14 protein-coding genes are annotated in these 14,345 nt (G+C 56.8%); 7 read left to right on the top strand and 7 right to left on the bottom strand.

The genetic code is table 11. The features are described from left to right. Position 1 precedes the first annotated feature (1 nt). From metK to hisS, 6 genes are all read right to left on the bottom strand, one after another. Positions 2-1,219 (bottom strand): methionine adenosyltransferase, encoded by a 1,218-nt coding sequence (metK, locus tag AC0V6O_RS01160; RefSeq protein WP_486141146.1) that lies wholly within the window; start codon positions 1,217-1,219, stop codon positions 2-4. Between the two features lie 55 nt (positions 1,220-1,274). Next, entirely contained in the window at positions 1,275-2,909 is a 1,635-nt protein-coding gene (lnt, locus tag AC0V6O_RS01155; protein WP_486141145.1) for an apolipoprotein N-acyltransferase, read from the bottom strand. A 15-nt stretch (positions 2,910-2,924) separates the two neighbouring features. After that, a complete protein-coding gene (locus AC0V6O_RS01150; RefSeq protein WP_486141144.1) occupies positions 2,925-3,566 on the bottom strand; it encodes a DUF4167 domain-containing protein in 642 nt (213 codons plus the stop codon). A 264-nt stretch (positions 3,567-3,830) separates the two neighbouring features. After that, positions 3,831-4,649, bottom strand: coding sequence for a peptide chain release factor N(5)-glutamine methyltransferase (gene prmC, locus AC0V6O_RS01145; RefSeq protein ID WP_486141143.1), 819 nt, complete (start codon positions 4,647-4,649; stop codon positions 3,831-3,833). Further along, positions 4,646-5,713, bottom strand: a complete 1,068-nt coding sequence (gene prfA / locus AC0V6O_RS01140) for a peptide chain release factor 1 (RefSeq protein WP_486141142.1) — start codon at positions 5,711-5,713, stop codon at positions 4,646-4,648. Before prfA ends, prmC begins: the two co-directional genes overlap by 4 nt. Continuing rightward, positions 5,713-6,960 (bottom strand): histidine--tRNA ligase, encoded by a 1,248-nt coding sequence (gene hisS / locus AC0V6O_RS01135; protein ID WP_486141141.1) that lies wholly within the window; start codon positions 6,958-6,960, stop codon positions 5,713-5,715. Before hisS ends, prfA begins: the two co-directional genes overlap by 1 nt. Before the next feature lie 105 nt (positions 6,961-7,065). Between hisS and ppa the strand changes: the two genes are divergently transcribed. Continuing rightward, positions 7,066-7,593, top strand: a complete 528-nt coding sequence (gene ppa / locus AC0V6O_RS01130; RefSeq protein ID WP_472640409.1) for an inorganic diphosphatase — start codon at positions 7,066-7,068, stop codon at positions 7,591-7,593. 7 nt (positions 7,594-7,600) lie between these two features. On the opposite strand, the gene AC0V6O_RS01125 is transcribed toward ppa, so the two are convergent. Beyond that, entirely contained in the window at positions 7,601-7,996 is a 396-nt protein-coding gene (locus AC0V6O_RS01125) for a hypothetical protein (RefSeq protein WP_486141140.1), read from the bottom strand. Positions 7,997-8,196: 200 nt separating this feature from the next. Between AC0V6O_RS01125 and lptB the strand changes: the two genes are divergently transcribed. From lptB to trmB, 6 genes are all read left to right on the top strand, one after another. Beyond that, positions 8,197-8,988 carry an LPS export ABC transporter ATP-binding protein gene (gene lptB / locus AC0V6O_RS01120; protein ID WP_486141139.1) on the top strand — a complete coding sequence of 264 codons (792 nt, stop codon included), beginning with the start codon at positions 8,197-8,199 and terminating at the stop codon, positions 8,986-8,988. A 20-nt stretch (positions 8,989-9,008) separates the two neighbouring features. After that, positions 9,009-10,511: an RNA polymerase factor sigma-54 gene (gene rpoN, locus AC0V6O_RS01115; protein ID WP_486141138.1), complete on the top strand. Its 1,503-nt coding sequence runs from the start codon at positions 9,009-9,011 to the stop codon at positions 10,509-10,511. A 226-nt stretch (positions 10,512-10,737) separates the two neighbouring features. After that, positions 10,738-11,433, top strand: a complete 696-nt coding sequence (ctrA, locus tag AC0V6O_RS01110) for a response regulator transcription factor CtrA (RefSeq protein WP_472640405.1) — start codon at positions 10,738-10,740, stop codon at positions 11,431-11,433. Between the two features lie 180 nt (positions 11,434-11,613). Continuing rightward, positions 11,614-13,008, top strand: a complete 1,395-nt coding sequence (locus AC0V6O_RS01105; protein WP_486141137.1) for a LysM peptidoglycan-binding domain-containing protein — start codon at positions 11,614-11,616, stop codon at positions 13,006-13,008. Between the two features lie 9 nt (positions 13,009-13,017). Further along, complete coding sequence (locus AC0V6O_RS01100; protein WP_486141136.1) at positions 13,018-13,566, top strand: hypothetical protein; 549 nt, start codon at positions 13,018-13,020, stop codon at positions 13,564-13,566. Between the two features lie 39 nt (positions 13,567-13,605). Next, a complete protein-coding gene (gene trmB / locus AC0V6O_RS01095) occupies positions 13,606-14,307 on the top strand; it encodes a tRNA (guanine(46)-N(7))-methyltransferase TrmB (RefSeq protein WP_486141135.1) in 702 nt (233 codons plus the stop codon). Positions 14,308-14,345: the final 38 nt, after the last annotated feature.

The following is a 14,345-nucleotide window of genomic DNA, read 5'->3' as shown; positions in this document are numbered from 1 at the left end:
TTTAAGTAAGCGCTGCCTTCAGTGTATCGACCAGATCCGTGCGTTCCCATGGGAAGAAATCGCCCTCCGCCTGACGGCCGAAATGACCATAGGCCGCACTTCTGAGATAGATCGGCTTATTCAGACCAAGGTGCGTACGAATGCCGCGCGGCGTCAGACCGCCAAGGCTCTCCATGCCGATGATCGCTTGTTCGATACGGTCATCACCGACTGTGCCGGTACCGAAGGTGTCGACATAGAGTGATAGTGGCCTTGAAACACCAATCGCATAGGCGAGCTGAATAGTGCAGCGCTTCGCCAGTCCTGCTGCGACGATATTCTTCGCCAGATAGCGTGTGACATAGGCCGCACTGCGATCAACCTTGGTCGGGTCTTTGCCGCTAAAGGCACCTCCACCATGCGGGCTCGCGCCGCCATAGGTATCGACAATGATTTTGCGCCCGGTCAGGCCAGCGTCCCCATCCGGGCCGCCAATTTCAAAGGCGCCGGTTGGGTTAATGTGCCAGACCGTCTCATCGCTGATGAAACCATCTGGAAGGACGGCACCAACCGCGCCTTTAACGTAGGCTTTGAGCTCTGCCTCTTTCTCACCTTCGTGATAGCCAGGGGCATGCTGCGTAGAGACCACAATGGCCGTGCAGGCCACCGGCTTCCCATCGCGATAACGCAAGGTCACTTGGCTTTTCGCATCCGGTTCCAGAAAAGGAGCAGCGCCCGATTTGCGATCACGCGCGAGGCGCTGCAAGATCTTGTGGCTGTAGTCGAGTGTCGCGGGCATCAAATCAGGTGTTTCATCGCAGGCAAAGCCAAACATGATACCTTGATCACCAGCGCCTTCGTCTTTGTTTGAGCCTTCAGAGCCGGCATCCACGCCCATGGCAATTTCAGCCGACTGACCGTGCAAATGATTTTCAAAGATCAGGGTCTCATGATGAAATCCAGGCTGGGCATATCCAATCTCTTTCACAGTGGCCCGGACCGTCTGTTCAATTTCGTCCAGGGCACCCTCAGCCCACTCGCCATTTTCGTAGATGCCCTTGGCGCGAATTTCGCCCGCGAGCACAACGCGCTGCGTCGTGGTCAGGGTTTCACAGGCGACCCGCGCTTCGGGATCCTTCGATAGAAACAGATCGACAATGGCGTCGGAAATCTGGTCAGAGACCTTATCCGGGTGGCCTTCAGAAACGCTTTCTGATGTGAACAAATATTCGCTACGCATGGTACCTCTGCGTTAGATTCACGGGATATAAGGAATTCTTTATGTCTGATATGCCCTAACTCGGAGCGCGACGTTGCGCAACCAGTCTAGATACACCCAGCGCCAGCAAGATCAGAAGCGCTGCCCAGCTAAGAGGAAGAGCATTGCCAAGACGCGCGAACAGGGTCGGTGGTTTGGCGCTAGGCACATAGCCATCGAGCCGGTCTGCTTTGCCACTTGCGATGCTCTGTCGCACAATACCATCGGCATCGATCACCGCGCTGATCCCGGTTGTGGTGGACCGAAGCACAGGCAAACCCTCTTCAATGGCCCGCAATCTGGCCTGGGCTAGATGCTGCGGCGGTCCCCAAATGCCGAACCATCCATCATTGGACGGATTGAACAGGTAGTCTGGGCGATTGGCGGTGTCCACCACTTGTCCGGAAAAGACGATCTCATAGCAAATCTGGATGCCCACTTTGCCAAACGAGCCAGTATCGAGCGTGCGCGGACCGGGTCCGGGCAGATAGTCAATGGAGCCTGCCACCAAACGGCTAAGGCCGAGCGGTTCCAGTAGGCCGCGCATCGGCAAATATTCGCCATATGGCACCAAGTGCGCCTTGGCATATTGCTGCGTAATGTCACCTGCACCGTCCAAGGCTATGACAGAGTTTCTTGCGCTGACCGCGCGGATGAACCCATTCTTCTCAGCGAGGTCTAGATTCACGACACCGGTTAATAACAGTGAGTTTGAACCAATAATCGACGCGATGCGATTGCGCGCGAACTCTGGATCGCCCGCTGCCGTCATCCGATCATAGTATCGTTGCGGATAGCCATCTTCGAGATAATCCGGCACCCCGCTCTCTGGCCATAACACTAGCCTCGGATGCTCGCGCCCCGGCAAAGTAAGCTGAGTGATAAGTGCAAACTGTTCTTCAAACTTGCTCGGATCGTTGATCTCTGGTTGCGGGATCAGCGGCTGGATAAGAGCATAGGGTACTGTGCCATCTTCGCGCTCGAGAACGCTCGACAAAGGAAAGAGCATTCCAGCACAGATCAGCGCGACCAAAACGGCGAGGCTGATCTGCGCCTTGTTAAGCGCAAGATGAGCGAGGCCCGTAGCAAGCAAAATCACCAATCCCGAAAGCGCATAGGTGCCGAGCCATGGCAGCAAAATTGCCAGTCCGGGCCGCCCCCAAGATCCCAGCAAAGATAGGCCGAGCGGCGGCCATGGATAGCCAGTAAAGATCCAGCTGCGCAGCCACTCCGTCACAATCCAAGCGGCGGCAAGCGCCATTCCGAACGCGAGCAATCCAGCGCGTCTCGCCGCGATATGGGCAATCACAGCCGCAATGGTTGGGTAGAGAGCCAAGTAAACGCATAGCAACGGTACGGCGAGCCAGCCAAGGAACTGCGGCATCTCCGCCTGGTAGGTGAACGCCGTCGCAATCCAATTATTGGCCAGGGTCAGATGTGACCAACCGAACAGCCAGCCAAGCAGAGCGGCTCTGCGCCAATTGGCAGCATTGCTCAGCAAGACGATAAAGGCAGACACAGCGACTAGGGTAACCGGCCACCATCCAAGGGGTGGGAAACCCAGTGCGGCCAGTGCGGCCAGCAGTAATGTGGTCCAATTGGGATGCGCGCGGACAATACCAATCCAGCGATCAATGATGGCTCGCATATTGGCTGCTTTTCCCGCGATCATCCCGGCCTTAAGGCTCTATTGGTCCACGGTTTCCAAACTGTCGCCGCTGCCTTCTTCGCTCGGTGTGTCCCCGCCAATCGCTGGCGGAAGAACAGAGGCGTCAATTTCATCAGCAACTTTGTTATCGCTCTTGGGTTTGCGCGGCTCGCGAGGTTTCCGGCGCGTGGTGCGACCTTCCGACTGACCTTCACCGCGCGGCTTACGCGTGCGGCGCTTGGGTTCTTCCTCGCCTACGTCATCCGAGCTTACATCACCCGCATCCGCTTCGGGGCCATTGTCGCTGTCAGATTGCTGGTCATTTGCCTGTTCATCCCGGCGTGAACGTGGCCGGCGCGAACGGCGACGGTTTTCACCGTCTTCATCCTCATCGCCGTCCTCACCTGACTGGCCGCGCTCTTCCTGGCGTTTGGCGCGCGCTTCGTCCTGACGGGCCTTATTATCAGCGATTACACGCAGATAATGATCGGCAAATTGCAAATAGTATTCAGCTTGAACCCGGTCGCCGTGATGCTGAGCATCTTGCGCCAGTTTCTTGTATTTATCGAGCAATTGCGGCGCGTTACCGCGTGCCCTGCTGTCGATCCGGTTTAGCTGATTGCCGCCGCCTTGATTGCGATTACCGCGACCGCGGCGACGATTATTACGATTGTTATTCAAGGAAATTCATCCTCATTTACGGCTCTCAGGCAAATTTTTCATTTTACCATGACCAGTAGACCCCTCGTCCAAACGCCACTTTCAATCTTGGCGCGCGCTCCGCGCTGTACGAGCCGGGGGTATCCACGCGGCAAATCCATGCTTTCATACGGAGCTAGACCAATTGATTTGCAGCCCGTGCCGATCAATTGCCTGATTCGGGGTTAGCGAGGCTGGCCGCGTTTGCCAAGCCCTGACGAAAATTCGTCAACCCCGAATCGCTGATCAAGTGAGGATCAACGCGCGGTCACGGCCTGCCAGATCGCGAACAATCTCCGCATCAAAACCCTCTGTTTCAGCGATTGAGCTGACGGCTGATGCCTGATCTGCCCCTATTTCAAGCACTGCGATACCATCAGGCGTTAGCAGAGCACGCAGTTGCGGGATGATGCGCCAATAGTCATCCAGCCCCTCATCGCCGGCGAACAGAGCGCTGGCAGGCTCAAATTTGCGCACATCCGGCTCCAGTACCGCGTCCCTCTCCACATAGGGCGGGTTGGAAATGATCAGATCGTAACGACCGCTGCCCTCGCTCCAGCCAGGCACGCTCCAATCAGCGACGCGAAGCTGTGCTCGATCAGCAACTCCCAGTCTTTCGGCATTGGTCTGTGCCACAGCAATCGCTGCCGATGATTGGTCGATACCCAAGCCGGATGCCTCGGTTTCCGCCAACATAGTGAGTAAGAGAGCCCCGCTTCCCGTACCGAGATCAAGGATCCGGCCCGGATTTGGAACTTTCAAAAGCGCTGCTTCAACCACGCTTTCGCTGTCACCACGAGGGATCAAGACATCGGACGTGACGCAAAATTCACGTCCATAGAACTCCTGCACGCCGGTTATGTAGGCCACCGGCTCGTATCTTAGACGCCGCTCTAGGAGAGCCGCAAAGCCAGCAGGCGCCTCATCCGTCATATGCCTCAGCAACATGTCAGAGCGGCTTACACGAAGAGCGTGCGCCATCAGAATTTCCGCATCAAGGCGCGCGGTATCACTTGTGCTCGAGAGCTTATGAGTGGCCTCGCGCAGGGCCTCAGCGACGGTCATTCGTTGAGCGCAGCCAGCCGCTTGCCCTCGTCCTCTGCCGTCAATGCATCGACCAGTTCGTTGAGGCCCGGGCCTGCGAGCACATCCTCAAGCTTGTGCAAGGTCAACCCAATGCGATGGTCGGTTACCCGACCCTGAGGGAAATTGTAGGTCCGGATCCGTTCGGAACGATCGCCTGAACCCACCATAGCTTTGCGGGCTTCCGCCTCGGCGCCTTGCGCTTCATCGCGGGTTTTCTCGAACAGACGCGCACGCAGAACCTGCATCGCCTTCTCACGGTTCTTATGCTGGCTGCGCCCGTCTTGGCAGGTGACCACCAGCCCGCTTGGCTCGTGGGTAATGCGGATTGCGCTGTCGGTCGTGTTGACGTGCTGACCCCCGGCACCACTGGCCCGGTAGGTGTCGATCTTGAGGTCACCTGGATCGATCCGAATATCCACCTCATCCGGCTCTGGCAGCACCGCGACGGTCGCCGCTGACGTGTGGATGCGCCCGCCGCTCTCAGTCTCAGGGACGCGCTGAACCCGGTGCACACCGCTTTCAAATTTGAGCTTCGCAAACACATCGGCGCCGCGCACATTGGCGACGATTTCCTTGAAACCGCCGACTTCTGATGCGTTCATGCTGACGGGTTCGACTTTCCATCCCTGCTCAGAGGCAAAGCGCTCATACATGCGGTAAAGATCGCCAGCGAACAGAGCCGCTTCATCGCCGCCCGTCCCCGCGCGAATTTCCAGCATGGCCGGCTTGCTGTCGGCGGCATCACGAGGCAGCAAGGCAATGGCGAGCTGGCGCTCTGCCGAGGGCAATTGCTCCCGCAGCTCACCGAGTTCTTCCTCAGCCATCGCCTTCATTTCAGGATCAGCCAGCATGTCTTCGAGGCCGGTGATTTCCTCTCGCATGGCCTTAACCTGCAGCGATAGCTTCGCAACCGGCTCCAGCTCTGAGTAGTCGCGCGAGGCACGCACAAACTCGTCACCTTCCAGCGTGCCAGATGCCATACGGGCTTCCAGCTCCGCGAAGCGGTGAGCAATCTGATCAAGGCGTTCGGCGGGGATTTGCATCAGTCGAGGTTCAAATTATTTAGGGCAGCAACCAGACGTTCGCGATCGGGGCCATCAGTTTGATAACGAAGACGCCGCTCGCCATCGCTCATGGCTAGTATCACAAGACTACCCGTCTTCACCGCTTTATCGAAACGCTTCTTCTTGCCGCCACTAGCTATGAATTCAGCGGACAGGCCCGCTTCACGAATTACTCTTACAGCTTGCTGCCCAGCAGCGGTCATTTCGTCATCTTCGACCACGACGACCACATCCGAAGCTGGCTCCGAACGTTCACCCACCAACATAGCCAAGCGCTCAATGCCCGCGGCCCAGCCAACCGCTGGCGTAGCAGGCCCTCCCAGGCTTTCCATCAAACCATCATAGCGCCCACCGCCAAGGACCGTGCTTTGCGCACCCAGAGCTTCTGCCGCTGCAGAACCTTCGTCCGGGATGAACTCAAAGGCGGTGTGGCGGTAATAATCTAACCCACGCACCAGTGCCTCTGCCCTCACCCATTTGACGCCTGCCGCATCCAGACCGTCAGTCACAGCCTTAAAGAACGCCCGCGCCTCATCAGACAGGAAATCATCAATTTTTGGTGCGTCAGCTAGGAACGGTTTATCCCGGCCATCCTTGCTATCAAGGATACGCAGCGGATTCTTCTCCAGCCGCTGCTGCGAATCTTCTGACAGTTGATCCTTCACCGCGCTGAAGTATTCGATCAACGCAGCGCGCCAGGCCTCCCGGCTTGTCCCATCGCCCAAAGTGTTGAGATGCAGCGTCACCCCTTCAATACCCAGCTCTTTCAAGAGTTGGTCAGCCATCGCAAGCAGCTCAACATCGGCCTGCGGTTCTGCGGCACCAATGATCTCGGCATCGATCTGGTGAAACTGCCGATATCTGCCCTTTTGCGGGCGTTCATAACGGAACAGCGGGCCGTGGGTCGCCGCCTTTAGCGGCGCGTGCTGCTGCCAACCGTTGGTCAGGTAAGCACGGGCAATTCCGGCGGTAAATTCTGGCCTGAGGGTCAGCGAATCCCCGCCGCGATCCTCAAACGAGTACATCTCTTTAGAGACAACATCCGTCGTCTCGCCAAGCGAGCGGGCGAACACTTCCGTCTTCTCAAACACTGGCATTTCAATGCGGCGAAATCGGTAAAGCCGGCGCACGCGCTCGAAGGTTTCGACCACGAACGCGAAGGCTTCAGCATCAGCGCCAAAGATGTCTTGCGTCCCACGAATAGCTTTTGGAGTGTTTTTCGACATTTCACTTGAGCGATTAGGGGCAAGATCATCTTGCCGCAATAGAGCCGCGCAGCTAGGGGGCACTCAAGCTCTGGGAGAGGGCTTTGACACTAGTAGGATAGCAGCATGCGTATCGACAAAATCTCGACCGGAAAAAACCCACCTGACGAACTCAATGTCATCATCGAAGTACCCACTGGCGGAGAGCCAGTGAAGTACGAATTTGACAAGGAAAGCGGCGCATTATTCGTCGATCGTATTCTACACACGCCGATGCGTTACCCGGCAAACTATGGGTTTGTGCCGCACACGCTCAGCCCTGATGGCGATCCATTGGATGCTCTGGTGATCGCGCGCACGCCGTTTATGGCGGGTTGCGTAGTGCACGCACGCCCCATTGGTGTTCTGAACCTAGAAGACGAACACGGCGGCGATGAAAAGCTGATCTGCGTGCCCGTCGACACGACTTTCCCGTATTACTCAGACGTTGGTGAGACCAAGGATTTGCCGTCGATCATTTTTCAACAGATCGAGCACTTCTTCACGCACTACAAAGATCTTGAAGCCGAAAAATGGGTCCGGATCGGTAAATGGGGCGACCGCGCAGAAGCCCGGCGGATTGTTGTAGAGGCAATCGACCGCGCTCAGGTCTGAGCGTGATCTAAGCCCAAAGAAGCGAAGAGACCGCTTTAAAACAAAAAGTCAGCACGAACGGCAGGCCAATCGCCAATATCCAGAGGCCAGCAAGATCGCGCCGGAATGCCGGACGATACGCTTGGTCTGCCGCTTCGCTGTCTGACAGGCCAGTCCAGCGCTTCTCGAACCAGCGACAGGCGGGAATGATTGCCGCGACCAAAACCACTAGCGCGATGTATGGTAGGATCGATGCCCCACCCGTGTTGAGCGCCTTGATCGTCACAAAGATCTGAAGCCCCGTATAAACGAGCAGCGCGTAGGCAACGTGATCGCTCATCGATTTGCGCCAGTCGAGAGCGCCAGCTTCAGCCTTGCTGTCAGTCTGCTGGTCTACGTCATAGCGATGCGCGATATTTTTCATTGTGCCGCTCTCCAACGGATCTCGTTCCCCAAGCGCCGAGTATTTCAAATTGCAACGAATCTTGCAAGCTCAGTAACCAAACCGCAATTTTGTTGCATGGTTTGCAACTCCGCAGAGCGAGAATGGCGACACGCAAAAATCCTGCCAAATTGGGTAATACTGCCCTTTTATGTCTGGATTGCGGTGCTAAGGGTTATCAGATGAATGAGACAAACGCCCTGGCCGAGATGCCTGAAAGCGCCACCGCCGATGCCACCGCGCCGCTGCCTGACGGCGGCCTTGAGGTCATTTCCATTGCGAAGAGTTATGACAAGCGCTCTGTCTTAAGTGACATTTCATTGACGGTCGGCAAAGGCGAAGTTCTGGGCCTGCTTGGCCCCAATGGCGCGGGCAAGACGACGTGCTTCTACTCTATAATGGGTCTTGTTCGCCCGGATTCCGGCCGGATCTTGATGGACGGCGAAGATGTCACCAAGCTGCCAATGTATCGCCGCGCGATTTTAGGGCTTGGGTACCTGCCACAGGAAACCAGCATTTTTCGCGGGATGACCGTTGAGCAAAACATCAATTGCGTGCTGGAAATGGTTGAGCCAGACAGTGATACCCGAGCGCAGGAGTTGGAGCGTTTGCTCGGTGAGTTTGGCCTCACTGAGCTGCGCAGCTCGCCAGCCATGGCATTGTCAGGCGGCGAACGTCGACGCTGCGAAATCGCCCGCGCGCTGGCCGCAAAGCCTTCCATCATGCTGCTTGACGAACCGTTTGCAGGCATCGACCCGCTTTCGATCAGCGACATTCGCGATCTGGTGAAAGACCTCAAAGAGCGCGGAATTGGCGTCCTGATCACAGATCACAACGTTCGAGAAACGCTCGATATCGTAGACCGCGCATGCATTATATATGGCGGACAGGTTCTCTTCGCGGGAACACCGCAGGCTCTTGTCGCAGACGAAAACGTCAAGCGGCTCTATTTGGGCGAAGGCTTCACTTTGTGACGAGGCGGCGGAACTAAATCATGGCGCTCGGCCCAAGGCTAGACCTACGCCAGTCACAGTCTTTGGTGATGACGCCGCAATTGCAGCAGGCGATCAAACTGCTGGCGGCGTCAAACCTCGAAATCGAAACCTTCATCTCCGACGCTTTGGAGGCCAATCCGCTGCTCGAGGCAGGGGCTCTGTCCAGCGAAGACAGCGGACCTAGCGGAGAAAGGGATGACATACCGCGCGAAGAATTCACTGCCGATCAGCTGATCGGTCAAGCGCAAGGCGAAAGCGAAGCTCCGCTCGATTTGGACACTGGCGCACTCGACCGTGACCGTGACACGGGCGACGGCGCGGGCGGACCCGCTGCGGCGGATGCAGAATGGGGAGCGGCCGCGAGCGGTGGTGGCGGTTCAGACATGTTGCCGGATCTTGAGCAAACAAGCGCAGCACAAATCACTCTTGCAGAGCATCTCAATGAGCAAATTGGCGCGGCGACCAAAAACGAGGGAGAAGCCTTCATTGCGCGCCATTTGATCGGATTGCTCGACGAGGCCGGCTACCTCACCTTCGATTTGCGCGATGTTGCCTATGACCTCGGGGTGGAGCTGCGCGATGCTGAGGATGCGCTAAAGGCAGTGCAAACGCTCGACCCCAGCGGGGTTGGCGCACGCAGCCTGTCTGAATGCCTGGCGATCCAAGCGCGCGAGGCAGACCGTTATGACCCGTGCATGGCGCAATTGATTGACCATCTGGAATGGGTCGCGCGAGGCGAAATTGCTCGGCTGAAGCGCGTTTGCGGAGTGGACGAAGAAGACTTTGCCGACATGCTGGCCGAATTGCGCGGTTATGACCCAAAACCAGGGCTGGCCTATGGTGCAAGCACAGCGAGCGCGGTGGTGCCTGATATCCTGCTCACTGATAATGGCGAGGGCGGCTGGGATGTTGCGTTGAATGAGGAGACCCTACCGCGCCTGATCGTCAACCGATCTTACTTTGTTGAACTGCGCGATGGCGCACCGGATCCCGACGCGCAAAGCTGGCTAAAGGAAAAGCTGGCGGACGCACATTGGCTCATCCGGGCGCTGGACCAGCGCCAAAAAACCATTCTCAAGACAGCGGCCGAAATCGTGAAAAAGCAAGAAGGCTTCTTTCGCAATGGTGTGTCGGACCTTCGCCCACTGACCTTGCGCGAAGTGGCCGAAGAAATTGATATGCACGAAAGCACAGTCAGCCGTGTGACTAGCAACAAGTTCCTGCATTGCGAGCGCGGCTGCTTCGAACTCAAATATTTCTTCACCAGTGGCGTTTCATCGAGCGATGGCGAAGGCGCGTCGTCCGAAGCAATTAAGGCCCGCATCAAAGCTCTGACCGATGCCGAAGAGCCGAAGAAGATCCTGTCTGACCAGAAACTCGCTGACCTATTGAAAGAGGAAGGCTTCGATCTGGCGCGCAGAACGGTTGCCAAATATCGTGAAGCCATAGGCATCGGCTCAAGCGCAGAACGACGCCGGCAAAAGAAACTGGCCAACCTCTAAGCCGACGCTTTGCCGCGTCCGAGCATGCCTAAGCACCTCAGAAACGCGCGAATTTGGGCCATCCGCCGCATAGGTGCGAACCCCTGCGACTCGCCGGTTTCTCATGCTTTACGGTAAATTAACCTTTTCCGTTCAGAACTTATGTGGTTAATACATGGCAACACCTCTTAGCGAGGAGTTACCGTGACACTTTGTTACGATGATCTGGGTATATAGGGGACCAGCAATGCGTGTGCTCTTGATTGAGGACGAGCCAACAACGGCCAAAGCAATTGAGCTTATGCTCACGACAGAGGGCTTCAATGTCTATTCGACCGACCTCGGCGAAGAAGGCTTGGATCTAGGTAAGCTGTATGATTACGATATCATCCTGCTCGACCTTAACCTCCCAGACATGCACGGATATGACGTGCTTAAGAAACTGCGTGTTGCGAAGGTGCAGACACCAGTTTTGATCCTTTCAGGCATTGCCGAAATGGACAGCAAGATTCGCAGCTTCGGATTTGGCGCTGATGACTACGTCACCAAGCCATTCCACCGCGAAGAACTGGTTGCTCGTATCCATGCTGTTGTGCGCCGTTCTAAAGGCCACAGCCAATCCATCATTCGCACTGGCAAGCTTGCCGTGAACCTCGACGCGAAGACTGTTGAAGTCGACAGCGCCCGCGTTCACCTAACCGGCAAAGAATATGCCATGCTTGAGCTATTGAGCCTGCGCAAAGGCACGACGCTGACCAAGGAAATGTTCCTCAACCACCTTTACGGCGGAATGGACGAGCCTGAGCTCAAAATCATTGATGTTTTCATTTGCAAGCTGCGCAAGAAATTGAGCCATGCTTGCGGTGGTGAGAACTACATCGAAACGGTCTGGGGCCGCGGCTATGTGCTGCGCGATCCGGATGCGGAAGCAGAGGCCGCTTAAGCGCCTGAACGAATTCTCCAGTCTTCTGGGACGGGAACAATAGACGCCCGGGGCAGCGATGCTCTGGGCGTTTTTGCTGTGCTTGCCGCGCTCTAAGGTCGCCCCGCCGCAATCTCTACGAATCGTATAGTTACAGCGTCCGATCGCTATGGGAGTACTCGCAGCGATGGAGGCATGGTCATGGTAAACGCAGCCACGCAGCATATTTCTAACGACACCGGCCGTATCGCCGCAGCGATGCAAAGTGCGAGCGCTCAAAGCAGCTACACGATACGGAGCGGCGACACGCTCAGCAGCATTGCACAGCGGTTTGGAACTGATGTGGCGACGCTAGCGAGGGCGAATGGAATATCCAACCCGAACCAGATATATGCGGGCGAAAGTCTGAACGTTCCGAGTACGGGAACGAGCACCCATACGGTTGTAAGGGGTGACACCTTGGCGGTTATCGCCCGAAGCGCAGGCCTATCCTTGCAAGCTGTGCTGAACGCCAATCCTCAAATCCGCAACGCCAACCTTATTTACCCGGGCCAAGAGATTACTCTACCAGCAACAAGGGCGGCCGTTCCTACAGCACCTTCGGCACCGCAATCTGGGGTCGAAGGCTCTGGCAATGGGACACCAGCCGTCACAGGACCGAGCGATGTTGGGGCCGTTGGAGAGACGAACTTCAACGGAGAGACCCTCAGTCTGTCGCAGGCAGACGTCAATAACTTGAAACGCGTCCTTCAAACCGAGTGGGTGCAATCCGCCGGGGATGCACAGGCGCATGGGATTATCGACACTCTGCTCAATCGGACCGCCTCAGGACGTTGGGGTGAGACAGTCGCCGATGTCGCGAACGCACGGTACCAATTCTCCGATATCAATGGCCCAGTGTCTTGGCGCGATGGGCGCACATCGGTCGAACAAATCCCGATGGCTCAGGTAAGCGCGCGGGTCGATCAATTGGTGGACAGCTATCTTGCGGAGCGCACTCAGGGCAGAGAATCCTCAATTGGATCGCATCTGAATTATGCGAATCCAAACTATTCCGATTCCGTCAATTTGGGTTGGATCAACGCACTTGATGGACCAGTGCTAGGACGAGGCGACGCCATTCATCGTCATGGCACGACGCCAGATCTTGAACGCCATCGGCCAGGCGAATTCAGAGTCGGCTTGCCAAGCACGGCAAGCGTTGCGCAGTCACCAGCTGAACCTGCGACTGGTCCCTTTAACGGTAGAGTGCTTGCCACTGAAGTGGGCGTTGCCATCAAAAGTGATAGTGTGAACCTGTCTCAGTTGCACGCCTCCATGGACCCTGCGATCCGCGCGGTGGCCGCGGCAGCGCAGCAGCCCGGCTTGCCTCAGCCTGTCATTACAAGCGGCAATGACGCGCGGCATAGCGAGAACTCTCTACACTATGAGAATAAAGCGCTCGATTTCCGGGGCAACAATCTGACTATTGCTCAAGGAGAAGCCTTGCGAGATGCCGTGAGCGAAGCTGTTGGGCCAGATTACGACGTGCTGTTTGAGGTCTTCCAAAACAATCCGGCGAACAATCATCTTCATATCGAATTTGATCCAGACTAAGCTTAGGCGATGAGACGCCCCTCTACCCTTCAATATCTCGCGTTCGCGGCCCTAGCATCTGCCTTGGCTGGGTGCTCAAATGCGGACGCTCTGACGAAGGAGGAGAGCGCAGAGCAAACCGCGCCTGCCGATCCGGCGCCCTCGGCCGAAACTCCCCCAGACGACCAAAGTTCGGCAGAAATCAAGCGGACAGGTTCCCCTGCTCTGCCGCCTCCAGACAGGGCAGACGCACCGATTGAGAGCGAAGCCCGGATCATTTCCTTAAACGACGTGAAGCGCGGGGAACGCCCCGCCTGCCAAATCAACTTCACATATCCGGGCTATCCAGCGCAGGAAATCCTGTGGTTCGACGAGGCCTGCTCAGCACTAAGCCCCAGCTTTATGGACCGGGCAAAGCTCGAAACGGCTGACCGCTGGGAGCGGATCGACGAATATGGTCAGATGCAAATCGCCAAGCGGACCGGAGGCATCGTCCTCTATGTAGAGGGTCAATTCACCGCATCAGTGTTCCCGATGGATTACAACAATGCGCCGATGGAAGTGGCGGTCGCGGACTGAGCACTGGACACAGGGCCGCGCTCTTTCTAGCGGGGGCACATGACTGCGCACAAAGAAGGCGACCCCACGACGCTCAACCGTTTGTACGGCCGTAGTGTCGGCAAACCCCTGCGCGCGCGCCAGCAGGGGTTGGTCGATGATCTGCTGCCTCGAATCGCCGTACCAGCACAAGGGCCAGTCACCGCTGAAAGGCTGTTCGGCCAGGATTGCCCAATGCACTTTGAAATCGGCTTTGGCAGCGGAGAGCATCTTGCCTACCGCGCAGACTTGCTGCCGAACCATGGGTTGATCGGCGCAGAGCCATTCATGAATGGCGTGGCAGCGGCGCTTGGCCATGTCGACGATCAAGGGCTCACCAATGTCCGTTTGCACGCTGGCGACGCGCTCGATGTGCTCAGCCGCATTCCCGATGGCGCTCTGACTATGGTGTATCTTCTGCATCCCGATCCCTGGCCAAAGGCACGTCATGCAAAGCGGCGCATGGTCAATGACGGTCCGATCGCCATGATCGCAGACAAGCTAAAACCTGGCGGCGAATTCCGCTTCGGAACCGATCATGCGATTTACCTGCGCCATGCACTAATGGTGATGCAGCGCTTCTCGGACCGTCTTGAATGGGTGACGGAGGGTCCAGGGAGTTTTCAGAACCGCCCATCGGGCTGGCCCGAAACGCGCTATGAAAAGAAAGCGCGCGAAGTCTTCAAACATGAAGTCTGGTATTTTCGCTACCGCAAACGTTGAATTTGCCTTCGCGGCTCTGCTGCTCCAGACTTGCACCC

It is taken from the genome of Erythrobacter sp. JB2-19, assembly GCF_057365005.1.
The sequence above is the reverse complement of the archived record's forward strand: the minus strand, read 5'-3'. Positions and strand labels throughout refer to the sequence as shown.